The sequence below is a fragment of the Psychrilyobacter atlanticus DSM 19335 genome (genome assembly GCF_000426625.1).
Classification (GTDB): domain Bacteria; phylum Fusobacteriota; class Fusobacteriia; order Fusobacteriales; family Fusobacteriaceae; genus Psychrilyobacter; species Psychrilyobacter atlanticus.
The window spans coordinates 16573-40776 of record NZ_KE384547.1 but is presented as its reverse complement, the minus strand read 5'-3'; the positions used below and the strand labels follow the sequence as shown (position 1 = coordinate 40776).

Sequence of the window (24204 nt, the reverse complement as noted above, 5' to 3'; positions counted from 1 at the left end):
CTAAAGAGCAAACTATTGCTAATTATTTTAGCTTTGGTTTCCCTTTTTTAAAGTGGAAACCTAGGAGGAAGAGTTAATAATTTGGAGGAAAAAATGTTAATATCTTTAGAATGGTTAAAAGAATATGTAGAGATAAATGAAGATGTTAAAGAGCTTGAAAATGCCCTGACTATGATAGGTCAAGAGGTTGAGGCAATAGAAGAGCAAGGACAACATCTAGATAACGTAGTGGTAGGACATGTTGTAGAATATGGTCAACATCCTGATGCAGATAAATTATCACTATTAAAGGTAAATGTAGGGGAAGAGACACCTTTACAAATAATCTGTGGAGCTCCTAACCATAAATTAGGAGATAAGGTAATAGTAGCCAAAATAGGAGCTGTTTTACCTGGAAACTTTAAGATTAAAAAAGCTAAAGTAAGAGGAGTAGAATCTTGTGGAATGCTTTGTTCAGAAGTAGAATTAGGAATGGGTACAGATGGAGATGGAATTGTAATTTTATCTGAAGATGCACCTATCGGTGAAGACATCAGAACACATTTAGGGTTAGATGACATAATTTTTGAATTAGAAATTACACCTAACAGACCTGACTGTTTATCTCATATTGGTATAGCAAGAGAAGTAGCAGCTTATTATGAGAGAAAGGTAAAATACCCTACATCTGATATCAGAACTTTAACTGGACCATCTGGAATTGTTGTGGATATCAACGACGATAAAAGATGTACTAGATACAGCTCTAGAATATTAAAAAATGTAAAGGTAGAAGAGTCACCAGAATGGTTAAAGAGAAGATTGAAAGCTATCGGACTTAGACCAATCAATAATATTGTGGATGTAACTAACTATATTATGTTTGAATATAACCAGCCTATGCACGCTTTTGACCACTCTAAATTAGAGGGTTCAAAGATAACTGTAAGAGAAGCTGAAAAAGGTGAAAAAATCACTACTTTAGATGGTGAAGAGAGAGAATTAAACAACTCTGAATTAGTTATTGCTGATGAGGCAAAGGCTGTCGCAATAGCTGGAATCATGGGTGGGAAAGATACAGAGGTAGATGAAAATACTACTGATATATTATTAGAAGTAGCATACTTTACTCCTGAAAATATAAGAAAAACAGCTAAAACATTAGGATTATCTTCTGATTCTTCATATAGATTTGAGAGAGGGATAGATAGAGATAATACTTTAGTTGTATTAGAAAGAGCATCATCTTTAATTCAGTCTCTAACTGATTGTGAAGTTGTAGGAGAATATGTAGATGTATATACAGATCCTTATACTTCTAGAGAAGTTTCTTTAGATATCAACAGATTAAATAAATTTGTAGGTAAGGAAATAGAATTAGATACAGTAGGAAAGATATTAAACAGCTTAAATATGCAGATAAAAAACAGGGGAGAAAACAAAATCTCTGTAACTCCTCCATCATATAGAAATGACATCACTAGATCAGCAGATCTATATGAAGAGATCATCAGAATGTATGGTTTTGAAAATATTGAAGATAAGATGCCGGTGGAAAATATTAAAGCTGGTGTAGTAGATGAGGAATTCCAAACTACTGATACTTCTAAAAAACACTTAAGAGACATGGGATTACAAGAAGTTATAAACTATAGCTTTATTCCTAGAGGAATTTTAGGGAAATTAAAGGTAGAAGCAGAAACTATAGATATCAAAAATCCTATAAATGAGGATATGGTAACACTTAGACCTACTTTAATGTACGGTTTACTTACTAATATCAGAGATAATTTCAATAGAAATATAAATGATTTGAAGATATTTGAAGTATCTAGAACATTTACTAAAGCAGAAACTTTAGCAGATGAAGTTGTAAAAGTAGGAATTGCTTTAGCTGGTAGAGAGGAAAGAAGTCTATGGGATGCAAAACCTGAAGCTTACGATTTTTATGACTTAAAAGGATATGTAGAAACTTATCTAAAAGATATGGGAATGACTAGATATCAGTTAAGAAGAACTGAAAACAAAAGTTACCATCCAGGTAGAGCGGTAGATATCTTAGTGGGAAGAGATTATATCGGTACTTTTGGAGAGGTTCACCCAGATGTAGCTGAAGCTATGTCTATCTCAAGAGAAAGAGTATATCTAGCAGAGTTAGAATTAGCTAAGATAGTAAAATATGGAAAAACTAAGGTGAAATACGAGAAGATAGTAAAATATCCGGCAGTAAATAGAGACTTAGCTATCTTGATGGATAGAGATAAATTAGTTGGAGATATGTTAGGAGATATTAAAAAATCTTCAAACATCATCGAAGGTGTTAACTTATTTGATATCTATGAAGGTGAAAAAGTAGAGGCAGATAAAAAATCAGTAGCTATTAATATAGTTCTTAGAAAAACAACAGGAACTTTGGAAGAAAGTGAAGTAACTGCAGCAATCGATAAGATCTTAGGACTTATCAAGAAAAAGTATCAAGGTGAGATCAGACAATAATTTTAACAAAAACCCCTCCTAAATTTTTAGGAGGGGTTTTCTATTTAAAATTTTTAATTGTGGTTAATTGAGTGTAACATCACGTTACGTTTATTCGTCTTCTGCATCCCCGAAAACTTCATATACTTCTGAGATAACAATGAAAGCTGTTGGGTCTATTCTTTTCATAAATACCTGTAAGTCACGAAGCTGTTTATTCTTTAAGATAACCATGATCATCTTTCTTTCAGAATCTTGGATACGACTCTTAGTCATAATAGTGGTACTCTCAGTCTGGATATCATTAGCTAGAAGTTCTTGAATCTCATCATATTTAGAACTGGTAATATATACCATCTTACTATGACTTACACCTTCAAATATCTTATTTAATATCAAATTACATGTAAATGCAGACAGGATAGCATAGAGTCCTCTTTCTATTCCGAAAACTACTATACCGCTTCCCATTACAAGGATATCCAACATCAAGATAGCATGGGGAACTGGCAGTCTGGAGTACTTACTGATAACCTGTCCCAGGATATCGGCTCCTCCCATACTTCCACCAAACCTAAAGATTAAACCCATTCCTGAACCTAAAAATAACCCGCCAAAAATAGGTGCTAAGAGTAAATTTCCGCCCTTTGCATAGTCAATTACAGATGTATTGTTTAATAAGGTTTGAAATGTTTGGGTATAAAAAGCTAAACCTACAATTCCAAAAAAAGTTTTGAATCCATATTCCTTTCCGAATACTTTAACCCCTAAGATAAATATAGGAATATTAAAGATTAGAATGGTAAGACCAATCGGGATTCCCATCCCATAAAATAATATAGTGGCAACTCCTGGAACTCCGCTACTGACTAGTCTCCCAGGAACCAAGAAAATTCCTATCCCAATGGCTGATAATATCAGTCCTAAATTAATAACAAAATAATCAAAAAATAACCCCTTTAAGTGTCTTTTCATTTTACTCTACCTCCCCCCGATGTAATAAAGTTTATTAAACTTTAAATTTTATTGATTTAAATTATGTTTCCTATAAATCGATAAATTTTAGCATTTTTAAAACAAAAAAGATACAACAAAATTAGTTATTTTTTTAACTAGAAAACCCCCATATAAAGTTATAACTTTTTTAATTTTATGGTAAGATTTAAGAGACAAAAAACAGCTGAATTTAAGGTGATTTTGAGATACGATTATGAGAGATAAAAAAACTAATATAGAGAATAAATAATTTAAATATGGAGGTAAAAAATGAACTTAGCAGAGATAAAAAAAAATGCCCGGGAAAAGATGAAAGGTGTATGTGCAATATGTCGTGAATGTAATGGTGTATGGTGCAGGGGGATGGTTCCAGGAATGGGTGGAGCAGGAAACGGCTCAACTATGCAGAGAAATTATAATAAATTAAATGAGATCAGAGTTATGATGAGAACATTACACAATGCCAAGGATCCTGATGTTAAATTTAATTTTTTAGGAAAGGTACTTTCTAGTCCGGTAATGGTAGCTCCCATAACAGGATTAAACTATAATGCCGGAGGAGCCATAGAAGAGGAAGATTATATAGATGACATCGTAAATGGAAGTTTAGAATGCGGAACTATCGCTATGATAGGTGATGGAGGGAATCCGGATTTTTATAGATGGGGAATAGAAGCTATAAAAAAAGTGGACGGTAATGGTGTGGCTATCATAAAACCTCGTGAAAACTCTGAGATCATAAAAAGGATAAGGATGGCAGAAGATGCAGGAGCGCTGGCTGTAGGAGTAGATGTAGATGGAGCTGGATTATTGGTTATGAGTACTATGGGACAGCCTGTAGGACCAAAATCAGTGGAAGAATTAAAGGAATTGGTAAATTCAACTAAGTTACCGTTTATATTAAAGGGAATCCTAAGTGTAGAAGAAGCAAAGATAGCTATGGAAGCAGGAGTAGCAGGAATCATAGTGTCTAACCATGGAGGCCGTGTGTTGAATGGTACTATAAGTTCAGTTGAGACTTTGGCTGAAATATCTGCTGCTGTAGGAGATAAGATGGTAGTAATAGCTGATGGAGGAGTAAGGGAAGGAATGGATATAGTAAAATTCTTAGCCCTTGGAGCTCACTGTGTATTGGTGGGAAGACCTGTTATTTGGGGAAGTGTAGGAGGGAGAAGGGAAGGAGTAAAAATAACTTTGGAAACTTTGAAAAATCAACTATATCAAGCTATGATATTGACAGGTGCTGGCAGTTTAGAAGAAATAAATAAAGGTATGATATATAGAGATTAATGTAAAAATAAGAAAAATCTAAAAAAAGGTGCGTTCTAGCACCTTTTTTTCTTTTTCTGTTGTATGACCTCTTTAGATTAAAAATAAAAACGTCCAAAACTATTGACAAAATGTTCGCGATAGAGTAAACTCAATACTAATAGTTTAAAATGTACTTTTTTAACGAAGTATAGTGCCAAATAAGTGGTATTTATATATAATTTTATTTAAGGAGATGAAAGGATGAAAAAATTATTTTTGTTAGTTACAATGTTTGTAATGTCGGCGTTTGCCTTTTCAGCAGACTACCATATTGGTGTAGTATCTGGGACAGTGTCTCAATCAGAAGATGGGCTCAGAGGAGCTCAAGAGTTAATAAACAAGTTTGGAGCAGCTGAAAACGGAGGGAAAGTAATACATATAACTTACCCGGATAACTTCATGCAGGAGATGGAAACTACAATCTCTCAAATCGTAAGTTTAGCAGACGATCCTAAGATGAAAGCAATAGTTGTAACAGAAGCTATTCCTGGAACAGTGGAAGCTTTTAGAAGAGTTAGAGAAAAAAATCCTGATATTCTATTAATTGCAAATAGTCCCCATGAAGATCCAGAGATGATAGCAGATGTAGCAGATTTAGTATTAAATCCTGATAATGTAGCTAGAGGTTACTTAATTGTAAAAGCAGCTCAAGAGATGGGAGCAAAGAAATTTATGCATATATCATTTCCTAGACATATGAGTTATGAACTTTTATCTAGAAGAAGAGATATCATGAAACAGGCGGCATCAGATTTAGGAATGGAATTTATAACTATGACTGCCCCAGACCCTGTAAGTGATGTCGGTGTAGCAGGAGCTCAACAATTTATCTTAGAAAAAGTGCCTTCATGGTTAAAAAAATACGGTAAGGATACTGCATTTTTCGCAACAAATGATGCACAGACTGAGCCACTATTAAAGAGGATAGCAGAAGATGGCGGATACTTCGTAGAAGCGGATCTACCTTCTCCAACAATGGGATATCCTGGAGCTTTAGGAGTGAAATTTGATAAGAGTGAAAAGGGAAATTGGCCTAAGATATTAAAGAAAGTTGAAAAATCAGTAGTTAAAGCTGGTGGATCTGGAAGAATGGGAACATGGGCATATTCATATAACTTTGCTGCAGCAGTAGCTTTAGGAACTCATGCAATAGATGTAATAGAAGGAAGATCAGAGATAGATGATTTTGATGAAGTTATGGCATCTTTAGGAATGCAAAGTCCTGGAGCAGGTTGGAATGGAAGTGAATATGTAGATGTTGATGGGATAGAGAGAGAGAACTTTTTCTTAGTATACCAAGATACATATGTATTTGGAAAAGGATATTTAAATATGACAAACCTTGAAGTTCCTGAAAAATATTTTGAAATTAACTAAAAACCTAACTAAGATAAGGTGGAGGGGCGAAAGCCCCTTTTTTATCATTAAATCGGAAAACAGGGGGAAACGAGTGAGTGAACTACTTTTAAAGATAGAAAATTTATCCAAATCATTTGGCGAAAATTGCGTGTTGAAAGATATAAATATAAGTATAAATAAGGGTGAGATAATAGGTTTAGTAGGGGAAAATGGAGCGGGAAAGTCGACTCTAATGAAAACTATATTTGGAATGCCTGTAATTCGTGAAACAGGTGGGTATGGCGGGAGTATAAAATTTGAAGGAAAGGAAATAGATTTTAAATCTCCATTTGATGCTTTGGAAGCAGGAATAGGGATGGTACATCAAGAATTTTCCCTGATACCTGGATTTGAAGCTACTGAAAATATAGTTCTTAATAGGGAATCGACTAAAAATAGTTTTTTAGAAATTCTATTTGGAGACAGGATAAAAAAATTAGATAGTTTAGAGATGGAAGCCAGAGCAGGGATAGCAGTGGGACATCTAGGTGTAAAGATGGATCCAAAAACTATAATAAAGGAGATGCCGGTAGCACACAAACAATTTACAGAGATAGCTCGTGAGATTGAAAGAGAAAATACTAAGTTATTGGTGCTCGATGAACCTACAGCAGTACTCACAGAATCGGAAGCAGAGATTCTATTGCAAACGATGAAACGACTGGCCAATGAGGGGATCTCAATAGTTTTCATAACCCATAGATTAAATGAGATCATGGAAATAAGTGACAAGGTAGTAGTTCTTCGGGATGGGATCTTAATAAAGGAGGTAGAAACAAAGAAAACTAACTCCCATGAAATAACTGAATGGATGATCGGGAGAAGTTTTAGTGAATCAGAAGCGGTAAAAAAAGTAACTGAAAACAAGGAAGTTCTGCTGGAATTAGATGAATTTTGGGTAGATATGCCTGGAGAAACAGTAAAAAAATTAGATCTGAAAGTATATAAAGGTGAAATTTTGGGAATAGGCGGAATGGCAGGACAGGGAAAATTGGGGATAGCCAATGGAGTCATGGGGCTCTATACCACAGGAGGAAAATTAACTTTTAAAGGGGAAAATTTAGAGCTGAATAAGCCTAAGTTACCCCTGGAAAATGGTATTTTTTTGGTGTCGGAAGACAGAAAGGGAGTCGGGCTTCTCCTGGATGGAACTATTGAAGATAATATAGCTTACTCTGCAATCCAAATCAAGGATGAATTTATTAAAAAATATCTCGGAGGTCTGGTAGAGTGGGTCGATGAAAAAAATGTGGAAAAAAACGCATTGGAGTATATAAAGAAATTAGAGATCAGATGTATAAGTTCTAAGCAGACAGCTGGAGAACTCAGTGGGGGGAATCAGCAGAAAGTCTGCCTGGCCAAGGCATTTACTATGAAACCTGAATTGTTGATGGTTTCGGAGCCGACCAGGGGAATAGATGTAGGAGCAAAAAAATTAGTTTTGGAAACTCTCCGGGAATACAATGAAAAATATGGTACTACGATAGTTATAACTTCTTCAGAGCTTGAGGAGCTCCGGGGTATCAGTGACAGGATAGCTATAATAACAGAGGGTAAAGTAGCTGGGATACTGCCTCCAGAAGCAGATATAATTAAATTTGGAGAATTGATGGTAGGGATAGGAGGAACTGATGGAAAAAATTAAAAGTTATATTGAAACTATGGGATGGCCCAGGGTAATAATAGCTCTGTTTCTTTTGAGTATGTATGTAGTGGCTCCATTTGTAGGTTTAAATCTGGGGACTTCTATAAGTGATACATTGATAAGGTTTGGAATGAATGCTATCTTGGTATTATCTCTTATGCCTATGATATATTCGGGAACAGGACTAAATTTTGGACTGCCTCTAGGGGTGGAAGCAGGATTGATTGGAGCGGTAATCAGTGTGGAGATGGGACTCACTGGAGTTTTAGGATTTTGGGGAGCTATTATAATGGCAATTCCATTTGCAGTTGTATTTGGATGGGGATATTCACAGATATTAAATAGGGTAAAGGGTGGAGAGATGATGATCGCTACCTATGTAGGATTTTCTTCAGTAGCAATTATGTGTATCATGTGGCTTATATTACCCTTTAAAAGTCAGGATATGATCTGGGCATATGGAGGATCCGGTCTTCGTACAACAATAAGTATAGAAAATTACTGGCAGGGAGCATTGAATAAAATTTTCCCGATGGCAGACAAGATACCTTTTGGGGAGATAATATTCTTCGGTTTTTTAGCATTCTTGATGTGGGGATTCTTTAAAACTAAATCAGGTTTGGCAATGAAAGCTGTAGGAGCTAATCCTAAATTTGCTCTGGCAACTGGGGTAAATATAGATAAAGTAAGAACTAAGTCGGTAATAATGTCTACGATGTTAGCGGCTATAGGAATCATAGTATATCAACAGAGTTTTGGATTTATCCAGCTGTATTTAGCACCATTTTATATGGCATTTCCGGCAATTGCAGCGATCCTTATAGGAGGAGCTTCTGTAAATAAAGCAACTGTAATAAACGTAATGATAGGAACTTTCTTATTCCAAGGGATCCTTACAATGACACCTTCGGTAATAAATAACTTGGTCAAAACAGATATGTCAGAAACCCTGAGGATAATAATTTCAAATGGAATGATCCTCTATGCTTTGACTAGGAAAGGGGGGAAAAAGAATGGAAAATAAGGGTAAAAAGTTTCTTATAAATAATATAGTACCGATAGTAATACTGATAATGATTGTCATGGCTATCCCTATTTCTGGTCTTTCAGGGGGATATTTAGTTCAAGAGATGATATCTCGACTTTCTAGAAATTCATTTTTGGTACTCTCTCTTATCATACCGGTAGTTGCGGGAATGGGACTAAACTTCGGAATAGTTTTAGGAGCTATGGCTGGACAGCTGGGTCTTATCTTTATTACCGATTGGAGGATAGTAGGGATGGAGGGAATTTTATTAGCAGTCATAATCTCATTACCTATTGCTGTCTTATTGGGTATCCTAGGTGGATATATATTAAATAAAGCCAAGGGTAGAGAGATGATAACTTCTATAATCATGGGATTTTTTATAAATGGTGTCTATCAGCTGATAGTTTTATATGGGATGGGAAATATCATTCCTATGACAAATAAAAAAATAATATTGAGCCGTGGATACGGGATCAGAAATGCCATTGACTTAAAGAGCATTCGTCAGGTATTAGATAAATCTATGGTTGTAAAGGTAGGAGAATTTACAATTCCTCTTTTGACTATATTAATAATAGGAGCCCTATGTTTATTTATAGTCTGGTTTAGGAAGACAAAGTTAGGTCAAGACATGAGAGCTATTGGTCAGGATATGGAGATAGCCAAATCAGCAGGAATAGCTGTAGAAAAAACGAGGATCTTATCCATTGTAATATCTACTGTATTAGCCTCTATAGGTCAGATAATATTTTTGCAAAATATAGGAACAATGAATACATATAACAGTCACGAACAGATAGGGATGTTCTCTATCGCAGCAATCCTAATAGGTGGGGCAACAGCTGCAAAAGCCAGTATACCTAACGCCTTAGGTGGGATAGTATTATTTCATCTGATGTTTGTGATATCACCAAGGGCAGGAAAGGAATTGGTAGGCTCAGCTCAAATAGGAGAATTTTTCAGGGTATTTATTTCCTACGGAATAATAGCCTTGACTCTGGTATTACATCAATGGAGAAGGGAACAGGAGAATAAAGCTGAAAGGAAGAAGATGATGGATATACAGCTTTCTGGAGGTGAAAAATAATGAAAACTATTGCTACTAGAATAGGGGTTGTTCTAGCTATGATCCTTTTGGGAATATTTTTATTTATAAGCGGGAAGGAACATGCAGTATTTATAGAGAATAAAGGAGAAAAATATACTCCTAAAAATGCCTACTATATCCTAGATGGAAAAAAAGAAGTTAAGATAAAGAAAAAGAAGAAAAAAAGAGAGTATCTAAAGGGGGTTAACCATACTATAGAGGTTAGGTTTAAAGGTGCCGATGGAATAGAAAAAAAGGTTGTTAAAGAATTTAAAACAAAGATGGGTAAGAAAATAACGATAAACGTTGCGATGATAGAAAATGATTCATGGATGAAGATCGAAGAGTTAAAAAGTAAAAAATAATTAAGATTATTCCCAGTTATGAAAATAACTGGGAATTTTTTTCTAAAAATAAAACCATGATAAAAGTTAATTTTTTCACTAGAAAGAGTTGTAGGTCATTCGTTACAAGAAAAAGTATTTTTTGTCTCCCTTACTTGATTGAGAAAAAAATAACTTATAATTTTAATTAACTTTTACCCCTTGAAATTATTGGGAAAAGGTATTAGACTTTAAATTGTAGACACATTTTAAACTAAAAAAAATGGGGGACGATATGAATCAGTTAGAGAAATTAAAGAAATTGAAAAAAGAGAAAAATGCAATAATTCTTGCTCATTACTATCAAAATGCAGATGTACAGGATGTTGCTGACTATGTAGGAGATTCTTATTATCTAAGTGAAGTAGGAAGGGACAGTGATGCTGATATAATCGTATACTGTGGTGTAAAATTTATGGCTGAAAGTGCTAAGATACTTTCACCAAAAAAGAAAGTGTTGTTTCCAGTTCATGGAGATGCGACTTGTTGTATGGAACACCAAGCTACCCCTGGATTGGTATTGGAGATGAAAAAAAATCATCCAAATGCCAAAGTAATAACCTATATAAACTCATCTAGTGAAGTAAAAGCAGTATCAGATGCTTGTTGTACATCTTCTTCAGCTCTAAAAATTGTTGAAAATATAGATGCTGCTGAGATAATATTTGTGCCGGATCAAAATTTGGCTTCATATGTAGCGGAACAGACAGATAAAAAAATCATTCCATTTGATGGTCAATGTAATGTGCATCATAAAGTAACTTTGGAAAATATAAAAAAATTGATAGAGGAACATGGAGATATAGAAATTTTAGCTCACCCAGAGTGTCAAAAAGAGATAAGAGATGTCTCTACCTATGTAGGGAGTACAGCTGGAATATTAAACTATGCTAAAACTTCTCCTAATAAAGAACTTATTGTGGTGACTGAAAAAGGGATCCATCATCAGCTGAAAAAAGACAGTCCGGAGAAGAGTTTTTATTTTCCATATATGGTATGTTCGCCTATGAAAAGAGTGTTTATAGAGTCGATTATAGATGCTTTGGAAGATGAAAAATGTGAGGTAATAATGGATGAAGAACTTATAAAAAAAGCTAAAGTTTCTCTTCTAAATATGCATAAATATGCAGGAGGGTAGATATGAATTATGATGTGATAATTTGTGGGAGTGGGATAGCAGGGATCTACACAGCACTTAATATTAGCAGTGATTTAAAGGTTGCAATAATTACCAACGATAAATTAGAGAGTTGTAATACATATTTAGCCCAAGGTGGAATAACCACAGTTAGAGGGAAAGAGGACAGTGAGTCTTTTATTGAGGATACTCTCTATGCAGGTGGGAATGAAAATAATTTAGAAACGGTGAAATTGATAGCTGAAGAAGCAGATAAAAATATAAAAAAATTAGTATCTATGGGAGTTCCCTTTAACAGAGATGATAATGGAAATCTATTGTATACCAGAGAGGCTGCCCATTCTAAGAGAAGAATTTTGTATTCTAACGATCAAACTGGAAAACATATTTTTTTAACATTAGCTGAAAAGATGAGAAGAAGAAGGAATATAACGACTTACTCAGAGGTTGAAATATTAGATTTACTTATATCTAATCAAAAAGCAGTCGGTGTTATAGGGATCAATAAAAAAAATGAAATATTAGAGTTTTTAGGCAATAAAGTGGTCTTAGCTACTGGTGGTATCGGAGGATTGTTTAAAAATTCTACCAATAGAAGAAACCTCAAGGGAATAGGGATTGCTCTTTCAAAAAAACATGGGGTAGAGATATCTAATATAGGTGCTATTCAATTCCATCCTACAGCATTCTATGATCCTCAGAGTGAAAGACGGTTTTTAATATCGGAATCCCTCAGGGGAGAAGGGGCTGAATTGAGAGATCTAGAAGGAAATAGATTTGTAGATGAACTCCTACCCCGGGATGTAGTTGCAGCCAGTATTGAAGCAAAGAAAAAAGAGACAGATTCACCCTATGTATATTTAGATGCTACAAAATTAAAGGGTGATTTTTTAAAGGTAAGATTCAAAGGGATATATCAAAATTTATTGGAGAAGGGCTATGATCTTGCAAAAGACATGATCCCTGTAACAACTTCCCAGCATTATTTTATGGGAGGAGTTACTGTGGATATGGATGGGAAAACCAGCCTGGACGGTCTATATGCCTGTGGCGAGATTGCATTTACAGGACTTCATGGAAGAAATAGACTTGCCAGTAATTCCCTGTTAGAGGGTTTAGTATTTGGAAATAGGGTAGCTGACCACATAAATAAAACAATAATAAAAGACAGGGCTTTTAAGGAAAAACTTCCTTGTGGTGAGGCAAAGTTGAAGATAGAAAATTGTAAAGATATAGAGAAGATAAAAGAAGAAAATAAAAAACTGGTTATAGATGAGATATTAAAGGTTAGGGAGGATTTGAAAGATGAACTTTCTGTTAATAGATAAGGTGATAAAAGATGCACTATTGGAAGACGCTGTAATAGATGATATAACGACAAACTCGATCTTAGGTGCCGAAGCTAAATGTGAGGTAGACTTGATAGCTAAGGAAGAGGGGATAATCTGTGGATTGGAGATCTTCAAAAGAACTTTCGATATCCTAGGTGGCGTAGAGATAGAGTATATGACTACTGAAGGATCGGTGGTAAAACCCAAAGAAATTATAGCTAAGATATCTGGAATAGCAAAGAATATACTGAGTGGTGAGAGGGTAGCTTTAAACTTGATTCAAAGGATGTCAGGGATAGCTACTAAAACTAATAAGATGGTGAAGGTCCTAGATGGAACAGGGATAAAACTCATGGATACCAGAAAGACAACTCCCAATTTGAGATATTTGGAAAAATATTCGGTAAAAGTTGGAGGAGGTAATAACCATAGATATAATCTTATGGATATGGCTATGATTAAAGATAATCATATAATGGCTGCTGGTGGCAGTCTGACTAAAGCGGTATTAGCTGTGAGGGGAAATCATCCCTTTGTTAAAAAGATAGAGGTAGAGACTGAAAGTCTGGATCAGGTAAGGGAAGCTGTAGAGGTAGGAGCAGACATCATAATGCTGGATAATATGGATGTAGAAACTATGGGTAAAGCCATTGAGATAATAGGTGGTAAAGCCATAGTTGAGATATCAGGAAATGTAGATGAAGGAAGGATAACAGAGATTAGAGGATTGAAAGTAGATTATATCTCTTCAGGAGCTCTTACTCATTCATATACATCCCTTGATATAAGTATGAAAAATTTAAAGTTGAAATAATTTTTTAGTAGGTACTAGAGCTTTATAAAGATTGAAAAAGTTTGGGAATTATGGTACTGTTTTTAATGGATATAAAAATAAGTAATTCCATATAATCTTTTAAATATGCTAAAAGAGTATCTACTAGAAGAGCAAAAATCTTCTTTCTATGGGCGCACATGTGTGCCCTTTTTTTTATAGAATTATTAAAAAATTAGGAGATGGAAAGATGGAAAAAAATGAATCAACAACGAAGTATATTATCTTTGTTTTATTGGGTGCTGTGAGTTATGGGGTTCTTTCAACTTTTGTGAAACTGGCTTATGGTGAGGGATTTACATTGGGACAGATTGTATTTTCTCAAGCAGGAATAGGGTGTTTAGTTTTATGGCTTATGGTGTTTTTTAAAAAATTAATAAATAAAGAATATAGGATAAATTTTAATAGAAGTGAAGCAATAAAATTGATATTTACAGGGATTCCAATTGGATTGACCAGTATAATTTATTATAAATCTGTTCAGGAAATTCCAGCTTCAATGGCTATATTGTTACTTTTTCAATTTACATGGATGGGAAATTTAGTGGAGTGTGTTTTGGAAAAAAAATTGCCTTCTAAGACTCAGGTGATATCGATTATATTACTTTTAATAGGAACAGCATTTTCATCTAATGTTTTTGATGGGGGATTGAGTAGTTTAACATTTTTAGGTATAGTCTATGGACTTCTTGCAGCATGTTCATATACAGCTTTTACCTTTGTTAGTGGGAAAGTAGCTTTAAATGTGGATCCAATTCAAAGAAGTGCATTAATGCTGACAGGAGCTCTTACTTTTATAGTGGTTTTATTCCCACCTACATTTCTTGGAGATATTAAAATAGTTTTACCACTATTAAAGTATGGGGTAGCAGTAGCCTTATTTGGAACGATTATCCCACCGTTGTTTTTTTCAATAGGTGTTCCTGTTGTTGGGGTAGGTTTAACCTCGATCCTTGCATCGATAGAGCTTCCAGTAGCCACACTGGCCTCTGTGACGATATTACATGAACGTTCATCGATGATTCAGTGGGTTGGAATTTTAATAATTTTATTTGGAATTGTCTTCCCGAGATATATTCAAAAAAAGTTTGAACTTAAACATAAAATTGCATAAATTTTTTTATCAAGTATTAAGTGTAAAAATTTAAAGTTGAAATAAGACCCTCATAGGGGGAGATCGAAGTAATATAAAAGAAGCTCGAATGACATTATAAAAATTATATAGATGAAATATGAGAGAAAAGATTAGAAAATATTCGACGACTTGCAGTAAATTTAAGCAAGCGATTCGATTTTTCTAATCTTTTTTAATTATGAAATAATAATTTTTGTAGAGTCTTGAATTTTTGGATACTTTTATTCCACATCTTAATTTTTTTCAATAGAAATAAATTGGGTATTCGTGGATCAAAAAAAGTATCAGAAAGCTTTTATCCAAAAATCTTCTTATCAAAGATCAAGCTGGCTTTATCTACAAATTCACTTCTATGAACTTTATTTAATGTGATATGGGCAGTTTCTGGGAGCTTTTTCAGCCATTCAATAGATGCGTAGAGACCTGATTTGTCTGGATCTAATCTAGAGATTGTCTGCTGAGCGATATCCCCTATTAGAATCAACTTACTCCCTTCTCCTATCCTAGTGATCATAGATCTCATAGCGTGGATATCAAATGATTGGGCTTCATCTATTACAACTATTTTGTTGAGAAAACTTGATCCCAGAATAGAGGAGATATCCAAAACTTCTACCTTATCCTGATCCATCAATCCCTGTAAAATTTCTACCCCTTTACGAGGTTTTTTTCCTCTCAAATGCTGAATGTTTTCAAAAGTAGTGGTGTAGTTGGCAAAATGGGTCAATAATTTCTCTTCAGTATCTCCAGTAGTGAATCCCTGGTAACTCCACTTATCTACAGGTGCCGTATTTTTACCGATCAATATCTTTTCATAACGACTGCCTTCTAATACCTGCTCCAAGGCTGCTGCAACTGCTAAAAGAGTTTTACCACACCCCTGCCTGGAGGTGATTGTTATAAATGGAATCTTGGGATCAAGAAGAACGTCGATAGCGAATTTTTGTCTGACATCCTTAGGAGAAATCCCGTATATTTTGGCGTCATCATATTTTAATCTTATAACCTTATTTCTTTTTTCATCAAATTTACCAACAATCTGGTTGTATGAAAATTCTGTATAGCCATAAAAAAATTGGTTGGGGTTCATAGAATTAATTTTTAGGTCTTCTAGGGAGATCTCCTTAGCTGTATAGAATTTTTTTACCATCTCAGAGGTAACCTCACAAGTGATAACCCCTGTATAGAGATCATCTAATTTATGTTTATCAGAAGCATCTAAGATAAGGCATTTTATCCCCAGGGAGGAAGCTTTGACCCTCATACTGACATCGTTAGTTAAAAGGGTTTTTTCTTTATATTTTGCCATCATCATAAGGGCTAAGATCTTATTATCCACATAGTTTGGGTCCAAACCATTGGGAATAAGGGAAAGGTCACCCTGAATCTCTGTTTTTAAAATAACCTTATTATTGATTGCTATTCCTTCTATAAGGTTTCCAGTTTTTTCGATCTCTTTAAAAAATCTAAAAAATTGTCTGGCACGAAATCCACTGTTTCCTTCTCTAGATTTAATTTTATCTAATTCTTCTAGTACGTAGATAGGAATGATTATCTCACAATCATTAAAATCCCTCATAAAGAATGGGTTGGCAATTATAACGTTAGTATCGACTATGTATGAGTTCATGAGTTATACCTCCTAATTTTGTTGATACAAGTATAGTATTTAATATGTCAAATGGCAAGGTGGACAGGAAAACTTTAGTTTGAATTATACAAAGGACGAAAAAAGTTATTAATTATTAATTAGAAGGTTAAATTATTTGATTTTTTTTAGAAAATTATAATTATAATTTACATATTCGGTGAAAATCACATAGATGGATTAGATGCTAGGCTTTACAAGGGGTTAGGCTGATTATTTTCTATTGATTTTCAAAAAAAATCGTTTTTTATAGAAAAAAAAATAGTTTTTTTAAAAAAAAGTAAAAAAAAACTTGCAAACAAAAACCACTTATAGTATACTAAATGAGTTCTGAAAAAACGAAAGCTCGCATAGCTCAGTTGGGAGAGCACCTGCCTTACAAGCAGGGGGTCACTGGTTCAAGTCCAGTTGTGAGCACCATTTAAAATCTTATATATCATCTATGGGGGTGTAGCTCAGTTGGTTAGAGTGCCTGCCTGTCACGCAGGATGTCGCGAGTTCGAGTCTCGTCACTCCCGCCATATATGATGCCTTGATAGCTCAGTCGGTAGAGCAGAGGACTGAAAATCCTCGTGTCCGTGGTTCGATTCCGCGTCAAGGCACCATTTTATATAAGATTAATAATAAATAACGGCGACGTCGCCAAGTGGTAAGGCAGAGGTCTGCAACATCTCCATCACCAGTTCGAATCTGGTCGTCGCCTCCAATTTATAGAATTTTAAACCAGTCTTTTGACTGGTTTTTTTAATTTTTAATAGTTATAAGATTAGACTTTATAAATTCAGGGTATATATTAAATAATAATTAAAAAACCACCGATCTTGGTGGTTTTTTAATGTGAGGTATAAATTTTTTCTTTAGTTTAATCAGGTATAGCTGGGATTATCTGTATTAAGTGGTGAAAGGTATATATATATTGATATAACTTTAATTGTAAAGAAGGGGATAATATAGTAAACTATTCTTATAAAGAAAATTCAAATGAGGTGAAAAGATGGCTAAAGAAAAAATGACTAAGAAAAAAGAAACGGTAGATAAAAATAAAGCGTTAGAACTTGCGATGAAACAGATAAAGAAAGAATACGGTGATGGGTCTATAATGAAAATGGGAGAAAATGCCCATATGAATGTAGAGGTAATACCTACTGGAAGTATAAATTTAGATAGAGCATTGGGACTAGGAGGATTTCCTAGAGGTAGAGTTGTTGAGGTTTATGGGGCTGAGAGTTCAGGTAAAACAACTATAGCTCTTCATGCTATAGCAGAAGCACAGAAGATGGGTGGAATAGCTGCGTTTATAGATGCAGAACACGCACTAGATCCTAAATACGCAAAGGCTTTAGGGGTGGATGTAGAAGAATTATTGATATCTCAACCTGATTTTGGGGAACAAGCATTGGAAATTGCGGATATGTTAGTAAGATCAGGAGCAGTGGATATAATAGTTGTTGACTCGGTAGCAGCATTGGTACCAAAGGTCGAGATCGATGGTGAGATGAGTGACCAGCAAATGGGATTACAGGCAAGATTGATGTCTAAGGCGTTAAGAAAATTGACAGCTAACCTGAATAAATCGAAAACTACTATGATATTTATCAACCAAATAAGGGAAAAAATTGGCGGATTTGGATTTGGACCTCAAACAACAACAACAGGTGGTAGGGCACTAAAATTCTATTCATCGGTAAGACTTGAGATAAAAAGAGTTGGATCTGTAAAACAAGGTGACGATATTTTAGGTAATGAAACTAAGGTAAAGGTAACTAAAAATAAGATAGCTCCTCCATTTAAAGAAGCAGGGTTTCAAATAATGTATGGAAAAGGAATTTCCAGAGTAGGAGAAATATTAGATCTAGGTATTGAGAATGATATTGTAGCCAAATCAGGAGCATGGTTTAGTTATGGGGATATTAGATTGGGTCAAGGTAGAGAGAATGTAAAAGCTAGATTAGAGGAAGATAAGGATCTTTTAGGTCAGATAGAGAAAGAAGTAAATGTGATTTTATATCCAGTAATAGAGGAAAAGGTTGTAAATGAAAATACTGAAATTTCAGAAGAATAAGGTATATCTCGAAAATGATGAAGTCATAGATATAAATAGAGATATAAAGGCTAAATATGGGATAAAAACTGATGGTGAGATTAGTATAGAAGAATATCACAATATCATCTATGATTCGGCTCTTTCAAAATCGTATTTTTTATTGTCTAAACGTGATTATACGGTAAGGGAACTTCTGCAAAAGTTCAGAATGAAATATAAGAGAAGTTCCGCAGTTGAAGGTCAATTGCAAAAAGTGATTTCTAAATTATCTGAGTTAGGGTACTTAGATGACTACAGTTATGCGGAGTCTTATATAAATTCTAAAAAAAGCTTAGGCAGAAAGAGGATAGAGTATGAACTTCATCTTAAAGGAATAGACTCCTCCACTATAGAAAGTATCTATGGTGAGGAGAAAGTGGACGAGAAGAAGATGATTTCAGATTTATTTTATAAGGTAAAGAATAAAGAGAGGGATAAACAGGTTGCCTATTTTATGAGGAGAGGTTTTAAATTAGGGGATATACTGGATGTGATGAAAGGATTAGACTAAAGAGTCTAATCCTTTTTTTTGCATAAAAATACAAAAATGTTCACTATAATGAAAAAAAGTTTACAAAATTAGGCGTGAATGTTATATTAGACAGTAAAAAAAATACAAATTTATTTTATAGGAGGAAAATTTTGGTGAAAAAACAAACAATATCTAAGAGTAAAGCGTTGTTGACTGCTATAGGATTTATGGTGGGGTCAGGGATATTTTTTAGGGCTGATAATATTATCGGTGTCACAGGAGGGAATGTAGTTATATCAATACTAGCTTGGTTAATAACAGCAACTACATTAATATTTGCAGGAGTTGCTATTGCAGGAATAGCATCACAAGAAAATATAGAAGGCGGATTTGTCGGTTATATCGGGCACTATTTTTCAAAATGGTTTGGAGAAAAAATAGGTAGAACTTTAGAGTTTATAATTGGTTGGTATCAGATAGTAGTTTATGCTCCGATTTTAGGAGGGATTGTTTCAATTGTATTTGCAGGGTATTTTTCTCAGTTGTTTGGAATAAATGGGTCGCCAATAGTGATTCACGGGATAGCTATAGGATTACTTGTTGCAATGTTCGTATGGAATAAAGTGTCTACAAAGATAGCAGCAACAATTTCAGCTACTTCAACATCTATAAAAGTAATTCCATTGATAGTGATAGCTGTAGCAGGAATTATATTTGGAAATCCAGGAGAGTTATCAGCACATGTGCTTCCGAATATATTTGAGAAAGAACCTACGACACTAGCACTTTTGTTTGCGCCGATGTTATCTATGGCATTTGCGTTCGATGGGTGGATATCAGTTGGAGCTCTTTCAAAAGATATAGAGGATCCAAAAAAGAATCTTCCCTTTATATTTGTATGGTCGGTAGTTATTACATCGGTTATCTATATAGCTTATTTTGTAGGAGTGAATGCGTTGATGTCACCGGCGGATATATTGAAATATGGAGATTCTCATGTTGGAATGATTGCTAGAAATTTATTTGGAGATATGGGTGAAAAATTAGTGTTAACAGGTGTTTTAATATCTGTATTAGGGACAGCCAATGCAATATTTATGGCAGGAACTTGTTATACGCATAAATTAGCGTGTGATGCACACCTAATTGGTTCAGATAAGTTAAAGCAACTTTCAAAAACAGGTACACCATTTAATGCGTCGAAATTCATATTTGTTGGAACTTTGATGTATATCAGTCTGTATGCACTCCAATCTACTGGAAGTGTCGAAGCTTTAAAAGGGATTACAATTGATGACATCCCAATGATGTTAAATTCGGCATTTTATTTATTGGTATTCTTTATTTCTTTTAAATTATTTGTAGAAAAGAAAGTTAATAAATTCCAGGGTTTGGTTGCTCCAATCATAGCAGCGATAGGACAAATGTTTGTAATCGTGGCGTTTTTCTTGAGTAACGATAAGGCAGTATTGTATATAATGATCTCGGCAGTTGTTATTGCCTTGGGGTTTTTAAATAAATTGAAGTCTTCAAAATAGAATTATAATTAAAAGGATTGGATTGGTTTTCCAGTCCTTTTTTTAGTTGTCTGGTTTTAGATCTCTCCCTTTTGATAGTTTCTTCCTTGATCAAGGTGGAGCTAAAGTGCAGGATATTAGCAGTTTAAGAGGAAAAACCTTAGAAAAGAGTAAGTGTATTATAGTGGAATTATTTCAGGGTGCAGGGAGGTGGGTATGAAACGATTTTCTGAAGAAATTAAATGGATAAAAAAGAATCGTAAATATATACTATTTTGGGGAATAATCATATTTGTATTAATACCAAAATTTATTTTTATTATAGTTAAAGATAGTGAACATTTAGGATTTTTAGGAGGGTATATAGGAGCTATTTTGACTTTGGTAGGAGTTTATTATCAACTTCGTAAGTTGGAAAAACATAGAAGGGAAGATGAAAAAAGAAAAGAGAGGGAGAGGAAATTAGGGATTTTAAAATATTTGAAGTTTGTCTTGGAAGAAAATAGTAAAGGGGCGGAAAAGAATGATTGTGCACGTAACATGCAACTTAATTTATTATATTTAACTTCTTGGGGTAGTTATAAGGGAGAATCTAGAGTGTTTACTAAATTTAAAAGTCAATTTATTGATAATAATTTAAATGTAATAATGGAATTTGGAAATAATATTGGAGAAGATGTTTTGAAAATGGAGAGATTGCTTGTTGATACTTTGGAAGATTATAATTATTTGTTGAAAAATAAAAAGAAGAGAAAAGTTTTATTTGAATCTCTTAAAGGTAATGAAAAATTAAAACAGAAAGATATAGAGATATACAATATGGTTAGATGTAAAGAAGGAGAAATACCTTCTGATGAGATCGAGAAAGAAATGAAAAAAATAATAGAAGGTATAGGGGAGAAACTTCTCGGAACACAGCGGGAAGAAAAATGGGAAGAAATGTGGAAGTATCATCTGTTGGATATGAATTTGAATGGAAAAGGTTTTGAAATAATAGATAAATCTAAAGGATTACTGGAAAAAATTAAAAAGGAGATAAATGGTTTGTGATAATTTAAAAATGACATTTTAAAAATTTGGTAAATGAAGCATGCAGAAGAAGCCAGGAAAATACTCAACGACTTACTTAAAATTTGAGCATCGATTTGATTTTTCCAGGCTTTTTTATTGCGGAGTAGAAATTTTTAATGAGTCTTGAACTTTTGGATACTTTTCTTTCAAGAGAAAAGTATCGGAAAGCATTGAATTTTGTTACTTTCTTTCAAGAGAAAGTAAGGGGAAGAATGTTTTTGAATTTGATTTCTAAATAAATGAAAGAAGATATCTTACTACAAAAACATACTATATATATGGAAACATATGTGTATAAAAAAGTGTTAAGTGTGGTTTCTTGAAATTTAGTACCATTAAAAAAAATATCCTAAAAACAAAAACTTCTAAACCGGACTTTTGTCCTGTATCTTTCCCCTTGTTTTTGATAAACTAACTAAGTATTTAAGAAGCGGACCGCTAAAAAGCTTGGTGATCCCCACAGTCATAAAAAAGGTTTATAACACAAAAAACATTTTGCATTTTTTAGAAAGTGTGATATAATATTTGGGTTGTGAAAGATAGTTGACCTTAAAAACTATAAAACATTACAAGACGGGAGGTGCAATATACAAATGGCATCAAAGTTAAGAATCTATTTAAATGCTTATGATCATAAATTATTAGATCAATCAGCAGCAAAAATCGCAGACGTTGCTAAAAAATCTGGAGCGGAAATCGCTGGGCCAATGCCTTTACCAACAAAGATTAAGAAGCACACTGTATTAAGATCAGTTCACGTTAACAAAGCTTCTAGAGAACAATTCGAAATGAGAGTTCACAGAAGAATGGTTGAGATTAAAGACGCTACTCAAAAGACTATTTCATCTTTAACTGCAGTTAACTTACCAGCTGGTGTAGGTATTGAAATCAAACAAGTTTAATTACTAATGGTTTCGTTTTGTTAGGTAATTTAAAAATCACATTTTAGATTGCTTTACAGAATAATACAAGTTGGCAGTAATAAGCTGTTTTCTGTAAAAAGAAAACATAGGAACCACGAGGCGAAGTTGCTAACCAATATATTATTTGATGGAGGTAGACAGAATATGTCAGGAATTTTAGGTAAAAAAATCGGAATGACTCAAATTTTCGAAGGTGGAAAAGCTGTTCCAGTAACAGTAATCGAAGCAGGTCCTAACTATGTTTTACAAAAGAAAACTGTAGAAAAAGAAGGGTACTCAGCTATTCAATTAGGTTTCGGAGAAAAGAAAGAGAAGAACACTACTAAGCCACTTATGGGAATCTTCAACAAAGCTGGAGTTAAATCTCAAAGATTTGTTAAAGAACTTAAAGTAGACTCAGTAGAAGGTTATGAATTAGGGCAAGAGTTAAAAGTAGACGTTTTAGAAGGAACTAACTTCGTAGACATCACAGGTACTTCAAAAGGTAAAGGTACTGCCGGTGTAATGAAGAGACATAACTTCAGCGGAAACAGAGCAACTCATGGTGTTTCAAGAAATCATAGACTTGGAGGATCAATTGGTCAATCTTCAAACCCTTCTAAAGTATTCAAAGGTATGAAAATGATGGGAAGATATGGTAATGCACAAGTAACTGTTCAAAACTTAGAATTAGTAAAAGTTGATGTTGAAAACAACTTATTATTAGTAAAAGGTGCGGTTCCAGGACCAAAGAACGGATACATCGTAATTAAGCCAGCTATCAAAAAATAATTTAGAAGGAAATAAGAGAGGAGGACAACAATGTCAGTTTTAAATATATATGATGTTACAGGTGCTCAAACTGGTACTGTAGAAGTTAAAGACACAGTATTCGCGATTGAGCCTAATAAAACAGTTTTACACGAAGTGTTAACTGCTGAATTAGCTGCTGCAAGACAAGGGACTGCATCAACTAAGACAAGAGGAATGGTGAGAGGTGGAGGAAGAAAGCCTTTCAGACAAAAGGGAACAGGTAGAGCTAGACAAGGTACTATCAGAGCCCCTCATATGGTAGGTGGAGGAGTTACATTCGGTCCGTCACCAAGATCATTTGAAAAGAAAGTAAATAAGAAAGTAAGAAGCTTAGCTTTAAAATCAGCTTTATCAGCTAAAGTAGCTAACGGAGATATCTTAGTATTAGATGCAACATTTGATGCACCTAAGACAAAAGCAATCGTTTCGTTAACAACTGCTTTAAAAGCTACTAATAAGCAATTATTCGTAGTAAATGACTTAGCTAACAAAGAAGACTTCAACTTATATTTATCAGCTAGAAACCTAGAAAATGCAGTTGTATTACAACCAAATGAATTAGGTGTATACTGGTTATTAAAGCAAAACCAAGTAATCATTACTAAGGATGCTTTAACGACTCTTGAGGAGGTGCTAGGATAATGACTGCTTACGATATCATCAAAAAGCCTATCATCACTGAAAAATCTGAAATTTTAAGAAGAGAATTCAATAAATTCACTTTTGAAGTAAATAAAAAGGCTAACAAAATTGAAATAAGAAAAGCTATCGAAACTATCTTTAATGTAAAGGTAACTGATGTAGCTACATCTAACATCAAATCAGTTTCAGCTAGACATGGACAAAAGTTGTACATGACTGCTGCAAAGAAAAAAGCTGTTGTAACATTAGCTGCAGGAAATGCAATAACTTACTTCGAAACAGTTTAATTGAACAAAATTTTAAAAATATAAGATAT

At 34.0% G+C, this 24204-nt stretch carries 21 protein-coding genes, 4 tRNA genes and 1 riboswitch; of the genes, 23 read left to right on the top strand and 2 right to left on the bottom strand.

All coding sequences use genetic code 11. From position 1 onward, the window contains the following. Positions 1-93: 93 nt before the first annotated feature. Positions 94-2475 carry a phenylalanine--tRNA ligase subunit beta gene (gene pheT / locus K337_RS0100570; RefSeq protein WP_028854888.1) on the top strand — a complete coding sequence of 794 codons (2382 nt, stop codon included), beginning with the start codon at positions 94-96 and terminating at the stop codon, positions 2473-2475. Positions 2476-2565: 90 nt separating this feature from the next. Here the strand turns inward: pheT and K337_RS0100565 are convergent, their stop codons facing one another. Beyond that, complete coding sequence (locus K337_RS0100565; RefSeq protein ID WP_028854887.1) at positions 2566-3429, bottom strand: YitT family protein; 864 nt, start codon at positions 3427-3429, stop codon at positions 2566-2568. A 291-nt stretch (positions 3430-3720) separates the two neighbouring features. Here K337_RS0100565 and K337_RS0100560 point away from each other — a divergent pair, with 291 nt between their 5' ends. The 10 genes from K337_RS0100560 (at position 3721) to K337_RS19705 (ending at position 14719) form a co-directional block, all read left to right on the top strand. After that, on the top strand, positions 3721-4740 hold the full coding sequence (locus tag K337_RS0100560) for an alpha-hydroxy-acid oxidizing protein (RefSeq protein ID WP_028854886.1): 1020 nt from the start codon (positions 3721-3723) through the stop codon (positions 4738-4740). A gap of 222 nt (positions 4741-4962) precedes the next feature. Next, entirely contained in the window at positions 4963-6138 is a 1176-nt protein-coding gene (locus K337_RS0100555; RefSeq protein WP_028854885.1) for a DUF3798 domain-containing protein, read from the top strand. A gap of 73 nt (positions 6139-6211) precedes the next feature. Then, positions 6212-7804 (top strand): sugar ABC transporter ATP-binding protein, encoded by a 1593-nt coding sequence (locus K337_RS0100550; RefSeq protein ID WP_028854884.1) that lies wholly within the window; start codon positions 6212-6214, stop codon positions 7802-7804. Beyond that, positions 7791-8828, top strand: a complete 1038-nt coding sequence (locus K337_RS0100545; RefSeq protein WP_028854883.1) for an ABC transporter permease subunit — start codon at positions 7791-7793, stop codon at positions 8826-8828. Before K337_RS0100550 ends, K337_RS0100545 begins: the two co-directional genes overlap by 14 nt. After that, entirely contained in the window at positions 8818-9921 is a 1104-nt protein-coding gene (locus K337_RS0100540; RefSeq protein ID WP_028854882.1) for an ABC transporter permease, read from the top strand. Before K337_RS0100545 ends, K337_RS0100540 begins: the two co-directional genes overlap by 11 nt. Next, positions 9921-10286, top strand: a complete 366-nt coding sequence (locus tag K337_RS0100535; protein WP_028854881.1) for a DUF6672 family protein — start codon at positions 9921-9923, stop codon at positions 10284-10286. The genes K337_RS0100540 and K337_RS0100535 overlap by 1 nt, the downstream gene beginning before the upstream one ends. 253 nt (positions 10287-10539) lie before the next feature. Further along, complete coding sequence (nadA, locus tag K337_RS0100530) at positions 10540-11442, top strand: quinolinate synthase NadA (RefSeq protein WP_028854880.1); 903 nt, start codon at positions 10540-10542, stop codon at positions 11440-11442. Between the two features lie 2 nt (positions 11443-11444). Next, positions 11445-12770 (top strand): L-aspartate oxidase, encoded by a 1326-nt coding sequence (locus K337_RS0100525; RefSeq protein WP_028854879.1) that lies wholly within the window; start codon positions 11445-11447, stop codon positions 12768-12770. After that, positions 12748-13587 (top strand): carboxylating nicotinate-nucleotide diphosphorylase, encoded by an 840-nt coding sequence (gene nadC, locus K337_RS0100520; protein WP_028854878.1) that lies wholly within the window; start codon positions 12748-12750, stop codon positions 13585-13587. Before K337_RS0100525 ends, nadC begins: the two co-directional genes overlap by 23 nt. Before the next feature lie 67 nt (positions 13588-13654). Further along, a riboswitch (purine riboswitch) is annotated at positions 13655-13756 on the top strand. A 39-nt stretch (positions 13757-13795) separates the two neighbouring features. After that, the gene (locus tag K337_RS19705) at positions 13796-14719 is read left to right on the top strand and encodes an EamA family transporter (RefSeq protein ID WP_028854877.1); all 924 of its coding nucleotides are present in this window, start codon (positions 13796-13798) and stop codon (positions 14717-14719) included. 316 nt (positions 14720-15035) lie between these two features. Here K337_RS19705 and K337_RS17375 read toward each other — a convergent pair whose 3' ends face one another. After that, positions 15036-16370 carry a PhoH family protein gene (locus K337_RS17375; RefSeq protein WP_037029019.1) on the bottom strand — a complete coding sequence of 445 codons (1335 nt, stop codon included), beginning with the start codon at positions 16368-16370 and terminating at the stop codon, positions 15036-15038. A gap of 362 nt (positions 16371-16732) precedes the next feature. On the opposite strand from K337_RS17375, the gene K337_RS0100505 reads away from it, so the two are divergent. From K337_RS0100505 to rplW, 12 genes are all read left to right on the top strand, one after another. After that, positions 16733-16808 (top strand) — tRNA-Val (locus tag K337_RS0100505). A gap of 24 nt (positions 16809-16832) precedes the next feature. Then, positions 16833-16909, top strand: a tRNA-Asp gene (locus K337_RS0100500). 8 nt (positions 16910-16917) lie between these two features. Then, positions 16918-16993, top strand: a tRNA-Phe gene (locus K337_RS0100495). A gap of 27 nt (positions 16994-17020) precedes the next feature. After that, positions 17021-17094: transfer RNA gene (locus K337_RS0100490), tRNA-Cys, on the top strand. A gap of 288 nt (positions 17095-17382) precedes the next feature. After that, entirely contained in the window at positions 17383-18450 is a 1068-nt protein-coding gene (recA, locus tag K337_RS0100485) for a recombinase RecA (protein ID WP_028854876.1), read from the top strand. After that, the gene (locus tag K337_RS17370; protein ID WP_051251544.1) at positions 18422-18982 is read left to right on the top strand and encodes a regulatory protein RecX; all 561 of its coding nucleotides are present in this window, start codon (positions 18422-18424) and stop codon (positions 18980-18982) included. Before recA ends, K337_RS17370 begins: the two co-directional genes overlap by 29 nt. A gap of 134 nt (positions 18983-19116) precedes the next feature. Continuing rightward, the gene (locus tag K337_RS0100475; RefSeq protein ID WP_028854875.1) at positions 19117-20481 is read left to right on the top strand and encodes an APC family permease; all 1365 of its coding nucleotides are present in this window, start codon (positions 19117-19119) and stop codon (positions 20479-20481) included. A 390-nt stretch (positions 20482-20871) separates the two neighbouring features. Beyond that, positions 20872-21510: a hypothetical protein gene (locus tag K337_RS0100465; RefSeq protein ID WP_156877290.1), complete on the top strand. Its 639-nt coding sequence runs from the start codon at positions 20872-20874 to the stop codon at positions 21508-21510. Between the two features lie 614 nt (positions 21511-22124). Beyond that, entirely contained in the window at positions 22125-22433 is a 309-nt protein-coding gene (rpsJ, locus tag K337_RS0100460) for a 30S ribosomal protein S10 (protein ID WP_028854873.1), read from the top strand. A gap of 165 nt (positions 22434-22598) precedes the next feature. After that, entirely contained in the window at positions 22599-23225 is a 627-nt protein-coding gene (rplC, locus tag K337_RS0100455; RefSeq protein ID WP_028854872.1) for a 50S ribosomal protein L3, read from the top strand. A gap of 30 nt (positions 23226-23255) precedes the next feature. Continuing rightward, entirely contained in the window at positions 23256-23888 is a 633-nt protein-coding gene (gene rplD / locus K337_RS0100450) for a 50S ribosomal protein L4 (protein WP_028854871.1), read from the top strand. Next, positions 23888-24175 (top strand): 50S ribosomal protein L23, encoded by a 288-nt coding sequence (rplW, locus tag K337_RS0100445; protein WP_028854870.1) that lies wholly within the window; start codon positions 23888-23890, stop codon positions 24173-24175. Before rplD ends, rplW begins: the two co-directional genes overlap by 1 nt. Positions 24176-24204 lie beyond the last annotated feature (29 nt).